This is a genomic window from Marinobacterium sp. BA1, assembly GCF_041155135.1.
Taxonomy (GTDB): Bacteria; Pseudomonadota; Gammaproteobacteria; order Pseudomonadales; family Balneatricaceae; genus Marinobacterium; species Marinobacterium iners.
In genome coordinates this window covers 909,058-932,557 of record NZ_BAAFHC010000001.1, presented here as the reverse complement: position 1 = coordinate 932,557, position 23,500 = coordinate 909,058, and the positions used below count along the sequence as shown (strand labels likewise).

Sequence of the window (23,500 nt, the reverse complement as noted above, 5' to 3'; positions counted from 1 at the left end):
TTAAATTAACGACAACGCCCTGAGCTGAAAAAGGTAAACCAGCGCTCCGCTTGTGGCTCAAACGGGTACAGACCACAGCGCCAAGGAACAGGGACTCGCCAGAAAAGAGATGATCAATTGATGAAACATGAAAACTGCACACCATCCCGGTCATCGACCCATCCTCTTTTCCCTGTCGTTGTGGCTGCCGACTTCCCGCTGGCAGAGTTTAAATATGCATCATTTGTTGCTTGCTGCCAACAGTTCTGGCAACTGATTCAGCGCGGCCAATCGTTTGCCATCCCAGGGGTGGGCGTAGCTGATGCGCAGGCAGTGTTTGAACTGGCCGGATACCGAGAACAGCGGGCCCGGGGTGATGACGGTGCCCTGCTCCAGCGCGCGGGGGTAGCAGGCCAGCGTATCGTAGGTATCGGGCAGTTCTACCCAGACGGCCAGGCCACCGGTGGGTCTGCTGACGCGCAGGTCGATGGGCCAGGCGTTGAGGGCGGCGATCAGTTGGTCGCGGCGCTGGTGCAGTGCGTTGCGCTGGCGGCGCAGGTGGGTGGCAAGGCTGCCATCGGCCATGTAGTCGGCTACGCCCTGTTGCAGGGTGCGGCTGCTGGCCAGTTGGGTGACCAGTTTCAGGTGCAGGATGCGGGCGTGCCAGCGGCCACCGGCGATCCACCCCAGACGCAGGTCACGCGACAGGGACTTTGAGAACGAGCTGCACAGAATCACGCGGTCATCACCGTCCAGCGCCTTGAGCGGGTCGGGCGGGCTGCCCAGCGCGGTGTCGGCATAGATGTCATCTTCGATGATGGCCAGATCATGGCGCTCGGCCAGCGCCAGCAGGTGTTGTCTGGCTGCAGTGGGCATCAGTGCGCCACTCGGGGTGGCAAACGCGGGGGAGACGATACAGGCCTTGACCGGCCAGCGCTCTAGTACCGCGTCCAGTGCGTCCATATCCATGCCGGTGTCGGCACCTGCAGGGACTTCCACTACCTGCAGTTGCAGCTGTTCCAGCAGTTGCAGCACACCGTAAAACCCGGGGGACTCGACGGCCACCACATCACCAGGCTTGCAGCAGGCCATCAACGCCAGAAACAGGGCATGCTGACAGCCCGAGGTAATGCAAAGCTGATCCGGTGCGGCTGCCCAGCCGCGACGGGCGTAGTGCAGCGCCAACTGCTCGCGCAGGCTGATCGCCCCGGCGGGCTCATCATAATACTGGTAATCGTCACCGCGCTGACGCCGCAGTGCCCGTCCGATGCTACGGTTCAGCGCCACGATACCAGCCGGCAGTTCGCCCGCATTCAGGTCAGGCAGCAGGTCAAAGGCGGCACTGCGCTGCATGATATCCAGCAGCAGGTCATTCACGCTCACGGGCCGTGGCGGCTGAATGACTCGGGTATGACCGGGCGTGCCCTGTTGATCGCCGGGAGGCGCTGGCCTCAGGGTGACGAAGTAGCCGGCCTTGGGACGCGCTTCCAGCCAGCCCTGGGCCTCCAGTCGCTGCAGCGCATGCTGCACTGTGGCCTTCGACAGGCGGTGCTCACGGCACAGGGTACGGATCGACGGCAGGCGTTCACCCAGCCGCCAGCGCTGTTCCTGAATGCCCTGCAACAGCCAGTGTTCCAGCTGCCGATAGCGATAATCCGATGTCATGCCGTTTGTACCCATCTGTACCGATTCATTTTTATTTTTTTATACCTGAACCTATTTCGAGTACAAGCGTAATCTTGCCCGGTCAACAATTCAGGGGACCGCCCAGCATGGAAAAGATACCTGTCGTTCAAGAACACACCCCGCCCTATGCCCGCGATGGCAAGTTTCATGTGCGGCTGACTGAGGGCCGCTTTCAGACCCTGCGCCGCCTGAGCAGCTGGCCGATGATCGCCCTGTTTTTCGGACTGGTGTGGGTGCAGGTGGATGGGCAGCCCTGGTTGCTGTTCTCGTTTGCACAGCGACAGATCATACTGTTCGGCCATGCCCTGTCCTGGCATGACCTGCCGCTTTTGGCCGGGTTGATGATTGCCGGCGCCTGTCTGCTGTTTTTCATGGCGGTGGCCTGGGGACGGGTGTGGTGCGGGTTTGCCTGTCCGCAAAGCATCTGGACCTGGCTGTTCATTCGTATCGAGGATTTCACCGAGGGCCGGGCCAGTGAGCGTGCCCGCGCCGAAGGCAAACCGCTCGGCGGCATTCGCCTGTTGCGCCGTATCGCCAAACACCTGCTCTGGATCGGGCTCTCGTTGCTGACGGCGCTCACCTTTACCGGTTATTTCATCCCGATGCGTGAACTGGTCAGCGATGCGGTGCAGCTGCAACTGACGGCGGGTGTCAGCGGCTGGCTGATCATCATGGCCGGCCTGACCTACGCCAATGCGGGGCTGGTGCGTGAAAAAATCTGCCTGCATGCCTGCCCCTACTCTCGTTTTCAGGGGGTGATGTTCGACCGCGCCACGCGTACCGTCAGCTATGACACGCGCCGTGGAGAACCCCGCGCCAGCATGCGCAATGCCGATCTGAACAGCGGCGATTGTGTGGATTGCGGTCTGTGCGTACAGGTGTGCCCAACCGGAATTGATATTCGTGATGGCCTGCAGGCCGCGTGTATCGACTGCGCCGCCTGCATTGATGCCTGTGATACCGTGATGACCAAACTGAACCGGCCCACGGGGCTGATCCGTTTCGCCTCCGAAGCACAGCTGGAGGGCGAACGCTCGCCTCTGATACGCCCGCGTCTGGCAGGCTATGGCGCGGTCATGCTGGTCGCTTTTGGTGCCGTGCTGTACGGCTTCACCGGCACCACCAGTCTGCTGGTGGAGATCCGTCGTGACCGTGGCGCACTGTTCACGCAACAGGACGAGAACACCGTCTGCAACCACTACCGGGTCAAGGTGGAAGGCTTTACCCGTCAGCCGGAACAGGTCAGGGTTGCGGTGCAAGGGCCGGGCGCATTTGAGTTGTTCGGGCCCGAATTGATCGATCTGACCGACAACAACGCCAGCTGGCTCTCGTATCGCGTGTGCGCCGAAGACTTCGACCTGCCCCGCGCCAGTCTGGACTTCCACTTCACCGGCCAGACCGGATCAGCCAGCAAGCAGACCACGTTCCTAACGCGGAGGATTTGAGGCGGCGTCGATAATACTCCGGTAGAACGCCAGCTCCCGTTCCAGCACCTGTGCCTGGTTCTCGGGCTGGCGAAAGCCGTGGGCTTCGTCAGGGAAGTAATGGGTTTCAACGCGAATGCCGTTTTCGCTCAGGCTCTGTGCCATCCGGCGCGTCTGCTCCGGCAGCACGACTTTGTCCTGTTCGCCCTGAAAAAAGATCACCGGGGCGCTGACGCGATGGGCCTGCATCAACGGCGAGCGTGACGTATAGCGATCGGGCTCGGTTGTGGGGTCCCCGATCAGCCAGTGCAGATAATGGGATTCAAACTTGTGCGTGAGCTGGTTCAGTCGTGCCGGGTCGCTCACGCCATAGAGGCTGGCCCCGCCACTGAAGCGGCTGGAGCGACACAGTGTGCTCAGGGTGGTATAGCCACCGGCACTGTTGCCGCGAATGAATATGGCATCCGGCTGTGCCCGTCCCTGTTCTATCAGGCTGCGGGCAATGGCTTCCACGTCTTCCACATCGGTGATACCCCACTGCCCAGCCAGTTGCAGGCGGTAGTCTCGTCCATACCCGGTGCTGCCGCGGTAGTTCACATCCGCGATCATGAAGCCGCGCTGTGTCCAGTACTGGATGGCAGGCTTGAGCACCGGGGCCGTGCTGGCCGTAGGGCCTCCGTGGGTCCAGATCACCAGCGGCAGCGGCTGGTCGTACGGCACATTGGCCGGTCGATACAGAAAGTACGGGACGGAATCGACCCATTCACACAGCGGCAGGCTGGGTGCGTAGGTTGGGGAATGCCCTCCGGCCAGGACCGTACACTGGTCAGGGTCGTCGGCATCCAGCTCGGTATCGATCTTCACAATTGCCGGCTCGCGATCGGCAAACTCGGCAACACACCCGATCCATGTACTCGCAACACAGAGTGCGTGCAGGCGTGTGGGCATCAGGCTCAGTTCCAGAGGCTGCCAGCCCTGAGCGACCTCCGAGCCCTGCATAAAACGCCACAGCCGGGTGTAACCGTCACACTGCCCTAGCGCAACAAGATCACCCGATGCGGTCCAGCCGTAGGTACTCAGACCAAACTGCCAAGGCGCCGTGGTAAACTCGGTGCGCTCCGGCACTGGGCTGCCGGCTGTGTGCAGTGGCTGAAACCCGGACGGGGTCAGCGCTTCAATGCGCCACCAGTTGTCACGGTCAACCACGGCATGCAGTTGCCCTTCGGGTGAAAAGCGTGGCTGCAGCCAGGCGGCGTCTTGCGTGTCGGATACCTGACAGGCCTGAGCAATCTGCCCTACCCCGTTCAGATCCGCCAGCATCAGGCGGGTACAACGCCAGGGCTGTTGCGGGTGATCCCACTCAACCCACGCCAGCCGATCACCTGTCGGGCTCAAGGCCGGCGAGCTGTAAAAATCGGCGCCTGCTGCCAATGTCTCGATGCCGCCGGTGTCCAACTCGACTGTGACCAGCCGGTTGATCGGCTCCAGGGCCGTTTCGGTGTGCTGTTCGCTGATCGCCAGCAGACGCTGATGGCGGGCGTCGTATTGCAGATCGGCAAAGCGTGTATCGGGCATCGTCGTCAGAGGATAGGCCGGGGAAGCCGCGTCCAGCGGCTGGCACCAGATCTGCTGGTCACTGTCGTTGACGAAGCAGGCCCGATCACCCGCCAGACACCAGGCGCCGCCGCCGTACTCATGTACCCGGCTGCGAACACTGAAATGATCGGGCAGCAGGCTGATCGCCTCCCCCGCATCAAACCGGCACAGCCGATTGCGCCCTGTGGTGGCATCGAAGCTCACCCCATACAGATGCCCCTGATGAAATCGCAAAGCGGCGTAGTCATGGATCGACTGCACCGCCTCCCGTGCACTGAGCACGCCTTCACCCACGCGCAAACACCCGTGAGTTGCGTTCGTTGCGGAAGGTGATCGGCGTGTCCTCTCCGCTCTGCTCGGCAGCGGCACGGGCATCGAGGATCGTCTGGTGATGCGGTGATTTGCTGCACACCGGGTCCGCTGCGTTCATGTCACCGGCCAGCATATAGGCCTGACAGCGGCAGCCGCCCAGATCGTGTTCCTTTTCGTCACAGGAGCGACAGGGCTCCTGCATCCAGTCGTCGCCCCGGAAGTGGTTGAAGCCGAACGACTCATGCCAGATATGCTGCAGGGTATTGTCCTTCACATTGGGGAACTCGATCGGCAGCATGCGGGCACTGTGACACGGAAGTGCAGTGCCGTCCGGCGTGACGGTGAGGAAGATCTCGCCCCAGCCGTTCATGCATTTCTTCGGCCGCTCTTCGTAATAGTCGGGGGTGACGAAGATCAGCTTGATCGGGTTGCCCTCGGCTGCGAGTTTTTCACGGTATTCGTTGGTGATGCGCTCGGCCCGCTCCAGCTGCGCTTTTGTAGGCAGCAGGGCTTCCTTGTTCTCGTAGGCCCAGCCGTAGTACTGACAGGTGGCCAGTTCGACAAAGTCCGCTTCCAGCTCCACACACAACTCAATGATGCGGTCGATCCGGTCGATGTTGTGCTTATGGGTGACGAAGTTGAGCACCATGGGATAACCCTGGGCCTTCACTTCGCGGGCCATCTTCAGCTTCTGCTGGAACGCCTTGTCAGATCCTGCCAGCATATTGTTGACCGTTTCGTCCGAGGCCTGAAAGCTGATCTGGATATGATCCAGCCCCGCTTCTCGAAAAGCCGCAATGCGCGTAGCGTTGAGGCCGATGCCGGAGGTGATCAGGTTAGTGTAGTAGCCCAGCGAACGTGCCTCGGCGATCAGCTGTTCCAGATCGCGTCGTACCAGCGGCTCGCCACCGGAAAAGCCCAGCTGCGCCGCGCCCATCTTGCGGGCCTGACGGAACACGTCGATCCACTGATTGGTGCTCAGTTCTTCGCCGTGCTCGGCGAAGTCCAGCGGGTTGCTGCAGTAGGGACACTGCAGCGGGCATTTGTAAGTCAGTTCCGCCAGCAGCCAGAGCGGCTGGCTTTGGTGCTGGGGCGTTTTTTGCTGCTCAGACATAGCCGATCCAGTTCTGTTCATGGGCGACGGCCAGAAACTCCAGCACATCCGGACCCAGTTCACCGGCGTCGGGGAAGCGGGTTTCCAGGGCCTGAATGATGGCCGCACAGTCCTGCGCGCCATTCACCTCACTGAGGATGGCGCCGGCGCTGTCATTCAGTTTGATCATCCCTTCGGGATACAGCAGTACATGGCAGTTCTGCGCCTCTTCCCACTGGAAGCGGAACATGGCGTTCAGCTTCGGGATTTGGTCCAGCGCCGGTTTAGTCATTGAACAGTCCTCGGTGGTATACCTTTTCCGGCGTCACGGTATGGAACGGCGGACGCTCCAGTTCGTACGCCATGGTCATGGCATCGAGCATACTCCAAAGCACATCCAGCTTGAACTGCAGGACCTCCAGCATCCGCTCCTGCTGCGCGCGGGTGGTGTAGTGATCCAGGGTGATCTGCAGGCCGTGTTCCACATCGCGGCGTGCTTCGGTGAGGCGGTTGCGGAAGTACTGGTAGCCCTCGGCCTTGATCCACGGATAGTGCGTGGGCCAGGTATCCAGACGGGACTGGTGAATATGCGGGGCAAACAGCTCGGTCAGCGAGGAGCTGGCCGCTTCCTGCCAGGTGGCGCGGCGGGCGAAGTTGACGTAGGCATCCACCGCAAAGCGCACACCGGGCAGTACATGCTCGTGGGACAGGATCTCTTCGCGGGTCAGGCCTACCGCCTCGCCCAACTGCAGCCAGGCTTCGATGCCACCGACGGCACCGTCGTACCCGTCATGGTCCATGATCCGCTGCAGCCACTGGCGGCGCACGTCACGGTGCGGGCAGTTGGCCAGAATGGCGGCATCCTTGAGCGGGATGTTGACCTGATAGTAGAAGCGGTTGGCGACCCAGCCACGGATCTGTTCCGGGGTGGAGTGACCGGCATACATGGCCACATGGTAGGGGTGGTGAATGTGGTACAGATCGCCCTTGGCGCGCAGGGCCTGTTCGAATTCGCTGCGGCTCATCGGTTCACGGTTGCTCATGTCGGATCTCCTCAGAGTTCAATGCTCATGCCGTCAAAGGCGACCTCGATGCCGTGTTCGTTCAGCACGCCACGCTCGGGTGAGTCTTCGATCAGGATCGGGTTGGTGTTGTTAATGTGGATCAGCACCTTGCGCGGTTTATCCAGCGTATCCAGGTAGGCGATCATGCCGTTCTCGCCAGACTGCGGAAGGTGCCCCATGTGCACGCCCAGCTTGTCTCCGACGCCAGCGTGAATCATCTCGTCCTCGCGCCAGAGGGTGCCGTCCACCAGCAGGCAGTCGGCCTGCTCCATGATCGGGCGCAGGTGGTCCTCGATCCGGCCCAGCCCCGGGGCGTAGAACAGGGAGCGGCCGGTGGCGTCATCCTTGAGCAGGATGCCGATGTTGTCACCGGGGTGCGGGTCGTTGCGGTGCGGCGAGTACGGCGGCGCGCTGGAGCGCAGCGGCACGGCCGTCAGAGTGATGCCCGGCACTTCGGCAATGGTAAATTCGTTGTAGGTGTCGGTGCTCGGGATCTGGTTCCACTTAAGGCCACCATTCCAATGCTCCAGCATGTTGAATACCGGGAAGCCGGTGCTCAGGTCCTGCTTGACCATATCGGTGCAGTAGACCTGATGCGGGCAGCCTTCACGCAGCATCAACAGGCCGGTGGTGTGGTCGATCTGGCTGTCCATCAGTACGACCGCCGCAATGCCGGTATCACGTTTGCCCTGCTTGGGCTGCAGGGGCTCGAAGCTTTCCAGCTGAGCGCGGATATCCGGTGAGGCGTTGAACAGAATCCAGTCGGTGCCGTTGAGGCTGGCGGCGATGGAAGATTGAGTACGGGCCCTGGCGTTGAGGGTGCCGTCGCGCAGGCCTTTGCAGTTGTCGCAGTTGCAGTTCCATTGCGGAAAGCCGCCCCCGGCGGCGGAGCCCAGTATCTGTATTTTCATTATTGTGTGTGTCCGCTGGGGTAAAAAAGGATCGGTAAGCAAAAGCGGCCCCGAAGGGCCGCCGTGTGCTCAGCGGTTGGCGAAGTACATGGTGACTTCGAAGCCGATGCGCAGATCAGTGTAGGCAGGTTTGGTCCACATAATGCGTTCCTCGTTTTTGTTATCGATATGTCTTTGTGACACCCTGATAGTAGGCAACCGTGCCACCACTCCAATATGGTACTTTGGAACGAATTCAGGGCTGACTTGGTATAGCAACCAGCGGTATGGCACGCCGCGGCGTACCTACACCTTATACGAAAAAAACGGCCCGGAGGCCGTTAAACGGATTGCTGCAGAGCAATAGACTGCCAGGGTGAAGCAGCCATGATTTGCACATCCCTGTGCAGTGCTTCGGAGATAACGCCCCCGCATTAGCCGCAAAATTGCAAGTGTAGGTCAGCAGTTTTGCTGGACTGCATGCGATTGTTAATCTTCGGCTGTTACGGGATCAATCGTTTTTCGCACTTCGGTTACCTTTGTGGCAGGAAAACCGCTACGTTCAGCATGTTCCTGAATAAGTGCCTCATTCTCGGATATGTAGATACAGAACGTCTTATCACCGGCCACATAGGAATGTTCCCATTGAATATTTTTCTGTTCTGCTTTCATATCGGCAAGTACGCTATTAGATTTTTCCGCCGCTCCGCGCAGAGCTTCGCGCTCAGCAGAACCGATTTCCGGAATGTCGCGTTCGATCACATATCTTGGCATGATATTTCTCCCGTCTTTTAGAATTCAGATTATTATATGGCTTGTAAAGGCCCGTGCCTTAGAAGAATCCCAGCGGGTTGATGTCGTAGCTGACCAGCATGTTCTTGGTCTGCTGGTAGTGATCGAGCATCATCTTGTGCGTTTCACGGCCCACGCCGGACTTCTTGTAACCGCCAAAGGCAGCATGTGCCGGGTACTGGTGGTAGCAGTTGGTCCAGACACGACCGGCCTGAATGCCACGGCCCATGCGGTAGGCGCGGTTCATGTCGCGGCTCCATACACCGGCACCCAGACCAAACTCGGTGTCGTTGGCGATGGCGAGGGCTTCAGCCTCGTCCTTGAAGGTGGTAACGGATACGACCGGTCCAAAGATCTCTTCCTGGAACACGCGCATGCTGTTGTTGCCCTTGAGCAGAGTCGGCTGGATGTAGTAGCCGCGGCCCAGGTCATCGCCCAGCTGCTCCTTATCACCACCGATCAGCACTTCAGCACCTTCGGCACGGCCGATGTCGAAGTAGCTCATGATCTTGTCGAACTGCTCCTGAGAAGCCTGAGCACCGACCATGGTTTCAGTATCGAGCGGGTTGCCACGCTTGATCTTCTTGATGCGATCAATCACGCGTGCGATGAAATCATCGTAAATGCTTTCCTGCACCAACAGACGCGACGGACAGGTGCAGACTTCGCCCTGGTTGAAGAACGCCAGTACGGTACCTTCCACACACTTATCGATGAATTCGTCTTCATGGTTCATGACGTCTTCAAAGTAGATGTTGGGTGACTTGCCGCCCAGCTCTACAGTCGACGGAATGATGTTTTCGGCAGCACATTTCAGAATGTGGGAACCCACCGGGGTTGAGCCGGTGAAGGCGATTTTGGCAATGCGCTTGCTGGTCGCCAGAGCCTGACCCGCTTCGGCACCAAAACCGTTAACGATATTCAGCACACCCGGCGGCAACAGGTCCTGAATGGTTTCCATCAGCTTCAGAATGGACCAGGGAGTCTGCTCGGCAGGCTTCAGTATGATGCAGTTGCCTGCCGCCAGTGCCGGAGCAATTTTCCACGCCGCCATCAGCAGCGGGAAGTTCCAGGGAATGATCTGGCCGACAACACCCAGCGGCTCATGGAAGTGGTAGGCCACGGTGTTTTCGTCGATCTCGCCGATGGAGCCTTCCTGCGCACGGATACAGCCGGCAAAGTAACGGAAGTGGTCGATGGCCAGCGGTACGTCAGCGGCCAGGGTTTCACGCACAGCCTTACCATTGTCCCAGGTTTCGGCCACGGCGATCTGTTCCAGATTTGCTTCCAGACGGTCAGCAATCTTGAGCAGGGTGTTGGAACGTTCCTGCACGGAGGTACGAGCCCAGGCATCCTTGGCTGCGTGGGCAGCGTCCAGTGCCAGTTCGATATCTTCAGCGGTTGAACGGGGGATTTCACAGAAGGCTTCGCCGGTTACCGGTGAAACGTTTTTGAAGTATTCACCTTTCACCGGGGCTTTCCATTCACCGCCGATGAAGTTGCCGTAGCGCGGCTGCAGAGTGACGATGGAATCTGCCTGTCCTGGCTGTGCGTAGATCATATTCTTAGCCTCTTGTTGTTATTCGCATCACGCTCGAAGAGCAGTAACGATTGACGCTTTCAATATTAGCGAACGCTACTGATCTTCGAGTATAGTGCCTTGGCAGCGAGAATATGAGCCTTTGGTACTAGACAGGCCGATTAATTGTCAGATTAGTTCAGCTCCAGCTGGATATGGAACGTGGTGCCCACTTCTGGATCAGAGGTGACAGCCATGTGCCCCCGGTGCTGCTGGGTGATGACATAGAAAGCAAAGGACAAGCGCTTTTCGGGCCCGGATGCAGATGCCATTTCATTCTCGGCATGGTGCGGATAGGGCTCGAACAGGCACATCTGCTCTTCACTGCTGAGGCCCACACCATTGTGCTGAATGCGCAGTGACAGCGAATCATAGCTGCGTGAAGCATAGAGCTTCAGCTTCGGCACAAATCCTTCCCTGTTCTGTGCAACTTTATCACTCAGGGCCGCCAACGAGTAACGCAGAATGCTCAGCAAGGCCTGCTGAAGCTCTGTTATGTAACAGGGGACTTTCGGCAGATCGGTTTCGAAGTGACGCTCGATTTTGACATCACTGAACGGAATCGCATTGGGGAGCGCCAGTACTTCACCCGCCAGATCAACCGAGTGTTCAATGATGTCGATGACATTGGCACTGGCTGGTGCAGTTGTGCGCCCACGCGCAAATTCGAGCAGATTCTGAATCACTGACTCGACTTCTCGCCCGTTTTCGGCTGCGTTCTGCAGCAAGCGGTGAAGGCGTGCGACCTCCTCTTTCTGTTTGCCGCCTTCCTGCAGGAAGCTAGCGGATTCCAGCAGACTGTGGAAGCTGCGCAGATCAAACAGTATCGCCTGCAATGGCTTGTTTATATCGCTGGCCATGGTGGTGGCAAGCTCGCCCATCGACGCCAGTCGATCGTGCTGAATCAGCATGTTTTCGGCAATCACACGGCGGGTAACATCATCCACCATAATCACCACACCCGGCTCGCTGTAGTTTTCAAGCGGATAGACGGTGATATCCATGTAGTAACTGCCCGGCTGGCTGTAGCGCAGCGTCAGGGTTTCGTTCTTCTGCAGCGCCTCTTCAATGTGGCTCGGTTTCAAGGTGATGTCCGGATAGATAGCCCAGAGGTTGCGCCCGATCGCGTTGATCGCCTTGATACCGGAAAGCTTCTCGGCACGCGGGTTCCACTGTGTAATCGTGCCTTCCCGGTCAAGACCGACCAACACCAGCGGCATGGAGCTGAGAATATTCTGAATATAGGCCTCTGACGCCTGAAGGCGCCCAGTCGTCACCACATGCTCTGACACTTCCTGTTCCAACCGTGCGGTACGCTCTTTCACTCGTTTTTCGAGGTTGGCCTTGATCTCTTCCAGCTCGTGGTTGTAACCACGCGCCCGCCGCCAGACGATAAACAGCACGAGTGCCGCCAGCGTCAGCAGGATGATCAGCACACCGCTGGAAAAGTTGGCAACATATTGCCACTTGGTATTGCCATCCTCATCTCGGAACGGCGCAAATATATCGGCCTGGGCGAAGGTGGCAGGCAGCAAAAGCAACAGAGCTATACAGTATCGAAACATGATGCAAAGGGTATCCGGATGTAAAAAACTGGAAAGACGGGTGACTCAAGGCCCACATTATAATGAATCAGAGTGGCTTCGGGATACACCTGATCTGACCGGCCATGTCATGACCGGTCAGATCGGATCGGATGGCTACCAGGGGCCGACGACGTAACCCAGCTTGTCCGGCAGCCACAGGGCAATACCGGGCACCAGCATCACCAGCAACAGACTGCAGGCCATGGCTGCAATAAATATCAACGTCCAGCCAATGGTATGCTCCAGACGGATATTGGCGATCCGCGTGGTGACCATCAGGTTGACCGCGACGGGCGGTGTAAACTGGCCAATGGCGATATTCATCGCCAACAGGATGCCGAACCAGACCGGGTTCCAGCCAAAATGGTTCATCAGCGGCAGTACGATCGGGATCAGGATAAGGTAGATCGACACCGCATCCAACAGCATACCCGCAATCAACACCAGCAGCATGACCAACACCAGCAGGACCCAGCCGCTTTCCGACAGCGCCAGCAGACCATTGGCCAAGTGCTGGAATGTGCCAAGCGTAGTGCCGGCCCAGGCAAAGATACCCGCCAACGCTATGATCAGCATCACCACACCCGAGGTCACCGCTGCTTCCGTCATCAGATCAAACAACTGGCGAATCCCCAGATTGCGGTAAACCAAACAGCCAACGATAACACCATAGGTGACCGCAACCACAGCCGCCTCGGTCGGTGTGAACAGGCCTGAACGCAAACCGCCGAGAATGATCACCGGTGCAAACAGTGCCGGCAGCGCCGCCTTGAGGCTGGGCCAGAATGGCGGGCGCTCGGACTTTTCCGGGTCTTCCCAGCCATACTTGCGTGCCAACAGCAGTGCTGGCACGAGAAGGGAGAGCCCCGCGAGAATGCCGGGAAACAAACCAGCAGCAAACAGTGCACGCAGATCGACGCCAGGCACCACGATGGAGTACAAAATCAAGGCGATCGAGGGCGGGATCAGAATCGCGGTGGATGAAGATGCCGCTATCAGCGACGCCGAAAAGGCCTGAGGATAACCGGCCTTGCGCATGCTGGGCAGCATCACCATCGCCACGGCAGCGGCATCGGCGGGGCCTGAGCCACTCATCCCGCCCATAATCAGACAGACCAGTACGGCGACAACGGCAAGCCCGCCATGGCGAGGCCCGATCACCGACTGGGCAAAACGAACCAGGCTGGCTGCGACCCCTGCCCGCTCAAAAATAAGGCCCGTGAGGATAAACAGTGGAATGGCAATAAGGGGATATTTGGCCACACTGTTGTAGGTATTGGTTCCCAGAGTCGCCAGCATGTCTGGCGACAGCCCGGCCAGAATACCGACGATGCCTCCCAAGCCCAACGCAATGGCCACTGGCACACCCAGAAGCAGCGCCAGCAGGAAACTGCCGATCAGCAGTAGATCAGGGCTCATGGATCACCTCCTGTGGTTCATTGCCACGCAGGCGATCGATGAGATTCTGCGTCGTGCGCACAACGATGGCTGCTGCCAGCAACGGCAGCCAAGCCACATAAATCCAGTTGGGCAGCCCGAGCCCCGGGGACAGTGATTCCCATTGATACTCTTCCAGCGCCAGCTTGGCACCGTACCAGCAGGTAACGCCCAGTACGATCACGCCTGCCAGCCACTGCAGCACATACACAACCTTGAGCGCAGGTTTGGGCAGGTGATGTTCGATCAGTTCAATGCGAATGTGCTGATTATGACGTGCCGCTACCGCTGCTCCAGCAAAGGTGAGCAGTACCAGCAAAAAGACCGAAAACTCTTCCGTGAAGGCAAAAGAGGCATCGGTCGCATAGCGCACGATCACATTGCCCAGACTGATCAGACAGATCGCGATCAATGACAGGGACGCCAGCCAGGCCTCCGGCCTGAACTTGGGGGGTCGGGTAGACATTATCACTCCACTTCAGACAACAACGCCCGCCGGGGTGGCGGGCGTCCTCATGCAGGTGCCCTATTACTGCGGACGGTTGGCAATGGCTTCCTGCGCCTGCTTGACCAGCTCTTCGCCGATACGCGGCGTCCACTTTTCGTATACGGACTGAGTGGCTTCGACAAAGGCTGCGTGCTGTTCAGGGGTCAGGTCGGTCACCTGAACGCCACGCTCCTTGATTTTGGCCAGCGTCTCATCCAGTTCAGCACGGGATTTTTCGATCTCCCATTTGCCGGCATCAATGGCAGCCTGCTTCAGCAGGGCCTGATCTTCCGGGCTGAACTGGCTCCACACACGGTTGCTGACGGCAAATACCAGCGGGTCAGCCATGTAGTGCCACTGAGTCAGGTAGGTCTGGCCCACCTGATCAATACGCGCCACATCAAATACGGACAGAGGATTTTCCTGTCCATCAACCGCACCCGTTGTCAGCGCAGGCTTGGCGTCCGCCCAGCTCATCTGAGTCGGGTTGGCACCCAGCGCCGTAAAGGTATCCTGGAACAGCGGTGAACCCACAACACGGACCTTCAGCCCTTCCAGGTCAGACGGCTGCTTGACTTCATGCTTGGAGTTGGACAGTTCACGGAAGCCGTTTTCACCCCAGGCCAGCGGAGTAACACCGCGCTTTTCGATCGCTGCAAACACCGCTTTGCCCGCTTCACCCTGAGTGATTGCGTCGATGGCAGCGTAGTCCGGCATCAGGAACGGCAGTGAGAACAGGTTCAGTTCAGGCACCTGCGGTGACCAGTTGATGGTCGAGCCAACCGCCATATCAATCAGGCCGGATCGCATGGCTGAGAACTCCTTGGTCTGGTCACCGGAGACCAGCTGGGAGTTGCTGTAGATTTTCATGTTGATGCGGCCTTCAGACCGTTCTTTTACCAGCTCGACCCATTTGTCGGCAGCCTGTCCCCAGGGAAAGGCGGAAGGCAGAACGGTAGAGACGGTATACTCAGCCTTGTATTCGGCACTGGCAACAGAGCTGAACAGCAGTGTAGCGGCTGCAGCGGCCATGAATGTGCGACGTTTCAGCATCATGTCTTCCTTTTTTATCTGTTGTTGTATGGCAGCGGCATTATCCCGACCGCTTGCTCCAACCAATTATAAAAGGCTTGTCGACAGCGACGCAAAACAATTACACCCACTACCCTGCCCACAAACGAAAATCCCCGCACAGGGCGGGGATTTAGCGATAACGCAACACAGGATCAGCTGTCAGCCGAGGCTTTGGCTGGTTCCTGATTTTCGTAGATCAGGATCGGTTCGGAGGTGCCGGTGATCACACCTTCGTCGATCACTACCTTGGCAACATTATCCATCGACGGCAGCTGATACATGATATCCAGCAGAGTCGCCTCCAGAATGGAACGCAGACCACGGGCCCCGGTCCGACGCTCCAGCGCCTTTTCGGCGACCGCTTTCAATGCGTCTTCACGGAAGTCCACATCGACCCCTTCCATCTCGAACAGGGCCTGATACTGCTTGACCAGACTGTTCTTGGGCTCGGTGAGAATCTGAATCAGTGCCTCTTCATCAAGCTCGGACAACGTGGCAATCATCGGCAGACGCCCCACAAACTCGGGAATCAGACCAAACTTGACCAAGTCTTCCGCTTCGACATCGTGCAGTGCTTCGCTAAGACGGCTGTCGTCCTTGCTCTTCACCACGGCACTGAAGCCGATGGAGCTGCGCTCACTGCGGTCACGGATAATTTTTTCCAGACCGGCGAAAGCACCACCACAGATGAACAGGATATTGGACGTGTCCACCTGCAGGAACTCCTGCTGAGGATGCTTGCGTCCACCCTGAGGAGGAACGGAAGCGACCGTACCCTCAATCAGTTTCAGCAGTGCCTGCTGTACCCCTTCACCGGACACATCACGCGTGATGGAGGGGTTATCAGATTTGCGTGAGATCTTGTCGATCTCATCGATGTACACAATACCCAACTGGGCCTTTTCGACATCGTAGTCACACTTCTGCAGCAGCTTCTGGATGATGTTCTCGACATCTTCACCCACATAGCCCGCTTCAGTCAGCGTGGTGGCATCCGCAATGGTAAAGGGTACATTAAGCAGGCGTGCCATGGTTTCCGCCAGCAGGGTCTTGCCGCTGCCGGTGGGACCGATCAGCAGAATGTTGCTCTTGCCAAGCTCCACTTCACCCTTCTTCTGGAACCGCAGACGCTTGTAGTGGTTGTATACCGCAACCGCCAGCACTTTCTTGGCACGCTCCTGCCCGATTACGTAATCGTCCAGGGTTGCCTTGATCTCGGCCGGAGTCGGCAGGGTATCACTGGGCTCTTGCTCGTCCGAATCCTGAATCTCTTCGCGGATGATATCGTTGCAGAGATCAACACACTCGTCACAGATAAAGACAGAGGGACCTGCGATCAATTTGCGCACTTCATCCTGGCTTTTGCCGCAGAAGGAACAGAACAGCTTACTGCCCTCTCCCCCCTTGCCGGTCGTCTCGTCTGCCATCTTCTTACCTCAAAAAAACCATTTACACTTGTTATGCGCCCGAGGCGGCCGAATTTCAACCCGGCCGCGACTACAAAGGGTTATTCGCTTTCGATACGGCGCTCAAGTACGGAGTCGATCAGCCCGTATTCAGCAGCCGTTTTCGGATCCATGAAATTGTCACGATCCGTGTCACGCGCAATCGTCTCAAAATCCTGACCTGTGTGGTGAGCCAGCAGGCGATTCAATTTTTCGCGAATTGACAGAATTTCACGGGTATGGATCTCAATATCGGTCGCCTGGCCCTGATAGCCACCCAGCGGCTGATGAATCATTACACGCGCATTCGGCAGCGCAAAGCGCTTGCCCGGCTCACCTGCCGCCAGCAGGAAAGCGCCCATGCTGGCCGCCTGGCCAATACACATGGTGCTGACGTTGGGCTTGATGAACTGCATGGTATCGTAGATTGCCATGCCCGCCGTAACCGAGCCACCCGGTGAGTTGATGTACAGGTGGATGTCCTTGTCCGGATTTTCGGCTTCAAGGAACAGCAACTGGGCGACAATCAGGTTGGCCATATGGTCTTCGACCTGACCCACCAGAAAAATGACCCGTTCTTTGAGCAGACGGGAGTAGATATCGTAGGCGCGCTCGCCTCGTGAGCTCTGCTCCACCACCATCGGGACCAGCCCGGAATTGGTGATTTCGGTGGAACGCCCGGAATAGATATCTGCCATGCAAGAATTCTCCTTACCCTGATAAGCGAAAAAACGACAGTCAGCCAGGCCAACTGTCGTTTCCTTTACGGCTTACGCCCTGACCGGCTGTTCCGGATCAGGCTTCGGTCTCTTCAGCTTGCTGCTGAGCAGGCTTGATAGCCTCCTCGTATGCAACCGCTTTTTCAGTGACTGTAGCAGAAGCCAGCAGATGATCAACTACCTGATCTTCCAGTACCAGGCTCTTGATCTGGTTCAGGATCTGGTCGTTGCTGTAGTACCAGTCGATAACCTGCTGCGGTTCCTGGTAGGTTTCAGCCATCTCTTCAACGGTTTCGCGCACACGCTGCTCATCCGCTTTCATGTCGTTGGCCTTGACCACTTCCTGAACCAACAGACCTACGCTTACACGGCGCTGAGCCTGAGCTTCGAACATTTCTTTCGGCAACATGTTCGGGTCGATGTTGGCATCCTGACCACCGAACTGCTGAATTGCCTGACGACGCAGGTTGTCAATTTCGCTGTCGATCAGGGCTGCAGGCACCTCAATCTCATTGGCCTTGAGCAGCTCAGTGAAGACCTGATCTTTCAGCTTCATTTTCAGAGCGTGCTTGAGCTCGCGCTCCATGTTCTTGCGCACTTCAACCTTGAAGCCATCCAGCTCTTTCTCTTCGATGCCAAAGCGAGAGAAGAACTCTTCGTTCAGTTCAGGCAGTTCCTGAGCGGAAACGCTCTGTACCTTGGTCTTGAAAACAGCCGCTTTACCTTTCAGGTTTTCAGCGTGGTAGTCTTCCGGGAAGGTGATTTCCAGATCGAACTCTTCACCCGCCTTCTTGCCTTCCAGACCGGCTTCAAAGCCAGGAATCATGGAGCCGGAACCCAGCACAAGGCTGTGACCTTCTGCCTTGCCGCCTTCGAATGCTTCGCCATCGATGAAGCCTTCAAAGTCGATCTTGACCTGATCGCCTTCAGCCGCAGCGCGATCCACTTCGGTCCAGTTTGCCTGCTGCTTGCGCAGGGTATCGATCATCTGATCCATGTCGGCATCAGTGATTTCGGCAGTCTGCTGTTCCAGTTCAACGCCGGACAGATCTTTCAGTTCAATCTCCGGGTACACTTCAAAGGTAGCCACGTACTGAAGGTCTTCACCTTCTTTGTCGTTCTTGAACTCGATGTTGGGACCACCCGCCGGCTGCAGTTTTTCCTGCTCAACAGCGGTATAGAAGCTTTCCTGAACGACCTGACCCAATACGTCCTGACGGATCGCGCTGCCGAACATGCGCTTGATCACCTTGGGCGGAACCTTGCCCGGACGGAAACCATCCAGACGGCGAGTGCGCGCCTGCTGAGCAACCAGCTTGTCTACGTCCTGGTCAATGCGTGCAGCCGGGACAGTTACGGTCATCTGACGCTCGAGGCCGGAAGTCGTTTCAACAGAAACTTGCATGGAGATCCTCACAAATAGTTTGCAGCATGATGTTGCGACCTGCAGGCTCGCCCTCCGTAATATTCATCCCGTTGATTCAGGGATCAATATGCGGCTGATGACGACCGACCAGCAGAGCCAAAATTCTAAAGCGCGAAATTTTCTTCCAACTGCCGCCATTAGTCAAGCAAAAGCCCAACAGCAGTAAAATGAAAAAGAATGTATTAATGAAGGCAAAGCCTTGAGAATCATAAAGATAGAGGGGAGGCATAACATAATATCAGGGCACACTGGGGTGGACGATGGGGCTCGAACCCACGACCACCGGAATCACAATCCGGGGCTCTACCAACTGAGCTACGCCCACCATATAGTGTGTTGCCTGTGTGGTGCGGACGGAGAGACTCGAAATTACTAAACGAATCAATCTGTTACCTAACCAATCCTAGCATTTTGTACATTCCATTGTACACGACTTTTGGCGCTTCGCTTTAAGCCGTTTCGCTGTGATTGAGTGTCTCACCAATCACGGAGCGGCACTATATAGATGCCGAGTTTCGAATGCAAATTTTTTTAGCATCCGTTAGCTCATGAACCAACCAAATGCATGTTGGCTTCCCGTACACTATGCAACTGTTCGATATCAGCCTTGCAGTTGATCTGCTCAAACCATGCTCACGCGCCACTGCTTCAAACTCAGACAGTACGTCCAACAGCTCGGTAATACATTCCCGCGCGTCATTCCAGGACGCAAACCCCGAACGCCGAGCCTCTTTTGGAGCGCCACGGTCTGTCTCGACAGGTTTTTGAAGAGGTAAACCAATGGCTGTCTGAAGCCGGAGTCCTGCTGAAAGAGGGCTCACTGGTCGATCCCAACATCATCGAAGCTCCCAGCTCCACCACGAACAAAACGGGCGAACGCGATCCCGAAATGCACCAGACCAAAAAAGGGAATCAATGGCACTCCGGGATGAAGGCTCACATCGGGGTTGATGCCCGCACCTTAAAGATGTCAGCGCGGACTGGTACATCACCGAACAGCCAGGGAAGCTGAAGACACTGAAAAATACCCTCGGATCAATAAAGTCAGAATCCGCACCGAGTATCTGAAAGCCAGTATCCGTGCGAAAGTTGAGCATCCGTTCCGGATCATCAAGTGCCAGTTTGGTTTTGTAAAAGCCCGCTACCGTGGCCTGAAGAAAAACGACTGCAAGTTGGCCATGCTGTTCGCGCTGGCCAATGTTGTGCGGGTGGCAGATGTTGAGGGCGCAGGGTTAATCCGTCTGTGCTGCCTGCAAAGGTGGTTGCAGCTGGTTAAAAAGGATTAAAAGTTTTGAATTTCCGCCGCTGAGGCAGTGACAACGACGTTTCAGAGCCTTAGGTCGGACTTATTCGTAGCTTCCCTATCGTAAACGGCCGACGTTCAGTGACACTGAGAGTTTCTTGTCACTGAACATCGCCACTTATTATGCTTTTTTCAGTGAGTAAGAGCGCTGTGTGTAATCACATCAACTTTATTGGGGTCATACCCTTCCGGGTGGTATGAGCTGATCAGATAGTCATAGACGTTAAAAATCTGAGATCCACCAAAGAAATCATAATGAGATTCTGTTGAACCTTTCGGCTGATTTTTAACGTATGACACTGTCACAAGCCCTACCAACGCTGTAAATATTAGACACTGAGCACAGATTATGGCAAGGCGGGATCTGTTTTTTATCATTGTGATCTCCCACTTTTTGCTTGTTCCAGAGCTACCTTCTACCTGCAGCCTGCACCGCGAATCGTCCAAATGGACTAGAGCGCTGTGCAGGGCAGTTTCAGGCCGCTACATGTTGGGATATGTCGGGCCTCCGGCACCTTCAGGCACCACCCAGGTGATGTTCTGGGCCGGGTCCTTGATATCGCAGGTTTTGCAGTGAACGCAGTTCTGCGCGTTGATCTGGAACTGTGGGCCGCCCTCGCCTTCCACTACCTCATACACACCTGCAGGGCAGTAACGCTGTGCCGGCTCGGCATATGTCGGCAGGTTGTGGCTGATCGGAATGCGGGCGTCTTTCAGCTGCAGATGGCAGGGCTGGTCTTCCTCGTGGTTGGTATTGGACAGGAATACTGACGAGAGCTTGTCGAACGAGAGCACGCCATCCGGCTTGGGATAGTCGATCTTTATGGACTGATCCGCCAGCTTCAGCTGAGCGTGATCATGCTCGGTATCATGCAGCGTGATCGGGATTCTGCCGCCAAACCAGTTTTGGTCAACATAGTTGAAGGCACCACCGAGCCAGGTACCCAGTTTGTGCATCGCTGGACCAAAGTTGCGGGAGCGGTACAGCTCGTCATATAGCCAGGACGCCTTGAACACATCGGTGAACGCGGATAGGTCTCGACCACCTTCATCACCGGCCAGCAGTGTTTCGGCCACTGTTTCCGCGGCCAGCATGCCGGATTTCATCGCGGTGTGCGTACCCTTGATCTTGCTGAAATTCAGCGTACCGGCATCACACCCCAGCAGCAGTGCACCCGGCATGGTCATTTTCGGCAACGCATTGAAGCCGCCTTTCGCGATGGCACGGGCACCGTAGGCGACACGCGTGCCTCCCTCCAGTACCTGACTGATCTCGGGGTGATGCTTCATACGCTGAAACTCGTCAAACGGGCTCAGCCAGGGGTTGGAGTAGTTCAGGTCAGTGATCAGACCCACGACTACCTGGTTGTCATCGGTGTGGTAGAGAAAGAAACCGCCGCTGGCGCCGGACTCACTCAAAGGCCAGCCGGAGCCGTGCACCACCAGACCGGGCTGATGTTTGGCCGGGTCGATGTCCCATAGCTCCTTGATGCCGATGCCGTAGTGTTGGGGGTCCGCATCCCGATCCAGCTGGTAGCGGCTGATCAACTGCTTGCCCAGATGACCACGGCACCCTTCGGTAAACAGGGTGTATTTTGCGTGTAGCTCCATACCCGGCATGTAGTTGGGGCCCTGTTCGCCTGCAGCCGTCACACCCATATCACCGGTGGCGATGCCCTTTACGCTGCCATCCTCGTGATAAAGCACCTCGGCAGCGGCAAAGCCCGGGAACACTTCCACACCAAGACCTTCGGCCTGCTCGGCCAGCCAGCGGCACAGGTTGCCCACACTGACGATATAGTTGCCGTCGTTGTGCATCGGCTTGGGAACAAACGCATTCGGCAATACCGTCGTGCGCTCGGCATCCTTGAGCATAACCACGCGGTCAGCGGTCACTGCCGTATTCAACGGCGCGCCCTGCTCTTTCCAATCGGGAAAGAGTTCATCCAGGGCGCGGGTCTCCATCACCGCCCCCGACAGGATATGAGCACCGACTTCGGAGCCTTTCTCCACCACACAGACGGTCAACTCCCGTTCGGCCGCCTGAGCCTGCTGCATCAGGCGACAGGCCGCTGACAGCCCTGCCGGACCGGCACCGACGATCACCACATCAAATTCCATCGATTCACGACTCATAATGTACATACCTCATCATCGACAGAGTCCGGAACAGGCTGTAACGCACTCAGGCTGGCAATCACCGTATCCACAAACACGTCTGCATTACTTGAAATCGAAAAATAGTCGCTGCGTTGAAGCCAGCTGGTGATATAGCCATCCACCATCGCCTTGATCAGCCAGGATGCCGCCTCGGGATCGATGCTGGCAGGCAACTGCCCACGCTTGATCGCGTTACGAATCACGCTCAATCGACGCCGATGCTGGTACTGCATGAACTGCGCAACCGGGTCGGATATCTCGCCCACACAGATCCCCGAGCTTTCACGGATGAACATCACCATCATGCGCCTGAAGCTTGGATCAAACTCGATCTTGCTCAGCAGACCCACCAGCAACTGACGCAGCTTGCCCAATGGGTCCTGTTCCTGATCAGACAGGCTGGCATCACTGAGCTGCTTGAACGGCTGCGAATAGAATTCACAGATGGCATCAAACAGATCCCATTTGTTCTTGAAGTGCCAATAGATCGCACCGCGTGTAAAGCCGGCGTCCCGAGCGATATCACTCAATCGGGTCGCGGCTACGCCCTGCTCGGAGAACAGCTCCAGTCCCTTCTCCATAATCGCAAGCCGTGTCGCTTCGGCTTCTTCACGGGTGCGTCGCATGATGGTTCAGCCTCAGGAAGTGATAGAGCCGCCGTTGAGCGGCAGCACCTGACCGGACATCCAGGAGGCCTCGCGGGACGCCAGATAGGCCACCGCCGCCCCCACATCTTCCGGCGTACCGGTACGGCCCACGGCGGTTGCCTTGGCGTACTCGGCGTAGTCGCCAAAGTTGTTCATGGTGCCCAGCGATACCGCGTTGGCGGTGATGCCCTTGCGCCCAACCTCATGGGCCAGATGACGCATGAAACCCAGTGCGGCGGACTTGGCGGCGGCATAGTTGGTCAGACCAAACTGCAGCCCCTGACGCCAGGACTCGGAGCTGATAATGATGATGCGTCCAAAGCCCTGCTCCACCATGCCATCGACGACACGACGGGTAAGGCCCAGAATGGCACGCAGATTCAGGTCCAGCTGGCGTTCGAAATCCTCGTCAGCCAGATCCTTGAAGTGGCGCAGCGAGTCCGGCATGCCCGGCGGGACACCGGCATTGTTGACCAGAATGCTGACCGGACCAAACTCGCGCTCGGCGGTAGCCACGATACTTTCACGCACCTGCGCATCGGTGATATCACCCGGCGCGGCGAAGACGTCAAAGCCTTCCTCACGCAGCTGAGCCACGGCGCTCTCGGCACGCTCGGCGTAATAGTCATTGATCACGACCCTGGCCCCCTGGGTTGCCAACGCACGGGCAACACCCAGGCCCATGCCCTGACCGGCTCCGGTCACCAGCGCCACCAGACCTTCAAGTTCAAACAGTTTCTGGCTCATGTTCTTGTCCTTGTATTTGAGCGTTTTCAAGACAGGGCGCCCCACAGGACGCCT

21 protein-coding genes, 1 tRNA gene and 1 pseudogene are annotated in these 23,500 nt (G+C 57.4%); 2 read left to right on the top strand and 21 right to left on the bottom strand.

Features of this window, described 5'->3' with window-relative positions:
* Window positions 1-219: 219 nt before the first annotated feature.
* A complete protein-coding gene (locus tag ACAM29_RS04510) occupies window positions 220-1,644 on the bottom strand; it encodes a PLP-dependent aminotransferase family protein (RefSeq protein WP_369623350.1) in 1,425 nt (474 codons plus the stop codon).
* A gap of 107 nt (window positions 1,645-1,751) precedes the next feature.
* Between ACAM29_RS04510 and ccoG the strand changes: the two genes are divergently transcribed.
* On the top strand, window positions 1,752-3,110 hold the full coding sequence (gene ccoG, locus ACAM29_RS04505; RefSeq protein ID WP_369623349.1) for a cytochrome c oxidase accessory protein CcoG: 1,359 nt from the start codon (window positions 1,752-1,754) through the stop codon (window positions 3,108-3,110).
* Here ccoG and ACAM29_RS04500 read toward each other — a convergent pair.
* The 17 genes from ACAM29_RS04500 to ACAM29_RS04420 form a co-directional block, all read right to left on the bottom strand.
* A complete protein-coding gene (locus ACAM29_RS04500) occupies window positions 3,093-4,979 on the bottom strand; it encodes a prolyl oligopeptidase family serine peptidase (RefSeq protein WP_369623348.1) in 1,887 nt (628 codons plus the stop codon). The genes ccoG and ACAM29_RS04500 overlap by 18 nt on opposite strands.
* Complete coding sequence (gene pqqE, locus ACAM29_RS04495; protein WP_369623347.1) at window positions 4,972-6,111, bottom strand: pyrroloquinoline quinone biosynthesis protein PqqE; 1,140 nt, start codon at window positions 6,109-6,111, stop codon at window positions 4,972-4,974. The genes ACAM29_RS04500 and pqqE overlap by 8 nt, the downstream gene beginning before the upstream one ends.
* Window positions 6,104-6,382 carry a pyrroloquinoline quinone biosynthesis peptide chaperone PqqD gene (gene pqqD / locus ACAM29_RS04490; RefSeq protein WP_369623346.1) on the bottom strand — a complete coding sequence of 93 codons (279 nt, stop codon included), beginning with the start codon at window positions 6,380-6,382 and terminating at the stop codon, window positions 6,104-6,106. Before pqqD ends, pqqE begins: the two co-directional genes overlap by 8 nt.
* The gene (pqqC, locus tag ACAM29_RS04485; protein ID WP_369623345.1) at window positions 6,375-7,133 is read right to left on the bottom strand and encodes a pyrroloquinoline-quinone synthase PqqC; all 759 of its coding nucleotides are present in this window, start codon (window positions 7,131-7,133) and stop codon (window positions 6,375-6,377) included. The genes pqqD and pqqC overlap by 8 nt, the downstream gene beginning before the upstream one ends.
* 11 nt (window positions 7,134-7,144) lie before the next feature.
* Window positions 7,145-8,065 (bottom strand): pyrroloquinoline quinone biosynthesis protein PqqB, encoded by a 921-nt coding sequence (gene pqqB / locus ACAM29_RS04480; RefSeq protein WP_369623344.1) that lies wholly within the window; start codon window positions 8,063-8,065, stop codon window positions 7,145-7,147.
* Window positions 8,066-8,134: 69 nt separating this feature from the next.
* Window positions 8,135-8,206, bottom strand: a complete 72-nt coding sequence (gene pqqA, locus ACAM29_RS04475; RefSeq protein ID WP_003243383.1) for a pyrroloquinoline quinone precursor peptide PqqA — start codon at window positions 8,204-8,206, stop codon at window positions 8,135-8,137.
* A gap of 327 nt (window positions 8,207-8,533) precedes the next feature.
* On the bottom strand, window positions 8,534-8,818 hold the full coding sequence (locus ACAM29_RS04470) for a DUF4242 domain-containing protein (RefSeq protein WP_369623343.1): 285 nt from the start codon (window positions 8,816-8,818) through the stop codon (window positions 8,534-8,536).
* A 58-nt stretch (window positions 8,819-8,876) separates the two neighbouring features.
* Window positions 8,877-10,397, bottom strand: a complete 1,521-nt coding sequence (locus tag ACAM29_RS04465; protein WP_091822944.1) for an aldehyde dehydrogenase family protein — start codon at window positions 10,395-10,397, stop codon at window positions 8,877-8,879.
* A gap of 152 nt (window positions 10,398-10,549) precedes the next feature.
* Complete coding sequence (locus ACAM29_RS04460) at window positions 10,550-11,980, bottom strand: nitrogen regulation protein NR(II) (protein ID WP_206834338.1); 1,431 nt, start codon at window positions 11,978-11,980, stop codon at window positions 10,550-10,552.
* Window positions 11,981-12,115: 135 nt separating this feature from the next.
* Window positions 12,116-13,420: a TRAP transporter large permease gene (locus ACAM29_RS04455; RefSeq protein ID WP_369623342.1), complete on the bottom strand. Its 1,305-nt coding sequence runs from the start codon at window positions 13,418-13,420 to the stop codon at window positions 12,116-12,118.
* A complete protein-coding gene (locus ACAM29_RS04450) occupies window positions 13,410-13,904 on the bottom strand; it encodes a TRAP transporter small permease (protein WP_369623341.1) in 495 nt (164 codons plus the stop codon). The genes ACAM29_RS04455 and ACAM29_RS04450 overlap by 11 nt, the downstream gene beginning before the upstream one ends.
* A gap of 63 nt (window positions 13,905-13,967) precedes the next feature.
* Window positions 13,968-14,981, bottom strand: coding sequence for a DctP family TRAP transporter solute-binding subunit (locus ACAM29_RS04445; protein WP_206834340.1), 1,014 nt, complete (start codon window positions 14,979-14,981; stop codon window positions 13,968-13,970).
* Between the two features lie 170 nt (window positions 14,982-15,151).
* Window positions 15,152-16,426 (bottom strand): ATP-dependent protease ATP-binding subunit ClpX, encoded by a 1,275-nt coding sequence (gene clpX, locus ACAM29_RS04440; RefSeq protein ID WP_091822958.1) that lies wholly within the window; start codon window positions 16,424-16,426, stop codon window positions 15,152-15,154.
* An 80-nt stretch (window positions 16,427-16,506) separates the two neighbouring features.
* Window positions 16,507-17,142, bottom strand: coding sequence for an ATP-dependent Clp endopeptidase proteolytic subunit ClpP (gene clpP / locus ACAM29_RS04435; protein ID WP_091822961.1), 636 nt, complete (start codon window positions 17,140-17,142; stop codon window positions 16,507-16,509).
* Window positions 17,143-17,239: 97 nt separating this feature from the next.
* Window positions 17,240-18,568 carry a trigger factor gene (tig, locus tag ACAM29_RS04430; protein ID WP_091822964.1) on the bottom strand — a complete coding sequence of 443 codons (1,329 nt, stop codon included), beginning with the start codon at window positions 18,566-18,568 and terminating at the stop codon, window positions 17,240-17,242.
* Between the two features lie 76 nt (window positions 18,569-18,644).
* The gene (locus ACAM29_RS04425) at window positions 18,645-18,818 is read right to left on the bottom strand and encodes a hypothetical protein (RefSeq protein ID WP_175527565.1); all 174 of its coding nucleotides are present in this window, start codon (window positions 18,816-18,818) and stop codon (window positions 18,645-18,647) included.
* A 20-nt stretch (window positions 18,819-18,838) separates the two neighbouring features.
* Window positions 18,839-18,914: transfer RNA gene (locus ACAM29_RS04420), tRNA-His, on the bottom strand.
* 405 nt (window positions 18,915-19,319) lie between these two features.
* Between ACAM29_RS04420 and ACAM29_RS04415 the strand changes: the two are divergent.
* Window positions 19,320-19,825: pseudogene (locus ACAM29_RS04415) on the top strand (transposase); the annotation flags it as partial.
* Window positions 19,826-20,375: 550 nt separating this feature from the next.
* On the opposite strand, the gene ACAM29_RS04410 reads toward ACAM29_RS04415, so the two are convergent.
* From ACAM29_RS04410 to ACAM29_RS04400, 3 genes are read right to left on the bottom strand one after another with little or no spacing between them, the layout of a single operon-like run.
* Window positions 20,376-22,028 carry an electron transfer flavoprotein-ubiquinone oxidoreductase gene (locus ACAM29_RS04410; protein ID WP_369623340.1) on the bottom strand — a complete coding sequence of 551 codons (1,653 nt, stop codon included), beginning with the start codon at window positions 22,026-22,028 and terminating at the stop codon, window positions 20,376-20,378.
* On the bottom strand, window positions 22,025-22,678 hold the full coding sequence (locus ACAM29_RS04405; RefSeq protein ID WP_369623339.1) for a TetR family transcriptional regulator: 654 nt from the start codon (window positions 22,676-22,678) through the stop codon (window positions 22,025-22,027). The genes ACAM29_RS04410 and ACAM29_RS04405 overlap by 4 nt, the downstream gene beginning before the upstream one ends.
* 12 nt (window positions 22,679-22,690) lie before the next feature.
* Window positions 22,691-23,446: an SDR family NAD(P)-dependent oxidoreductase gene (locus ACAM29_RS04400; RefSeq protein ID WP_369623338.1), complete on the bottom strand. Its 756-nt coding sequence runs from the start codon at window positions 23,444-23,446 to the stop codon at window positions 22,691-22,693.
* Window positions 23,447-23,500: the final 54 nt, after the last annotated feature.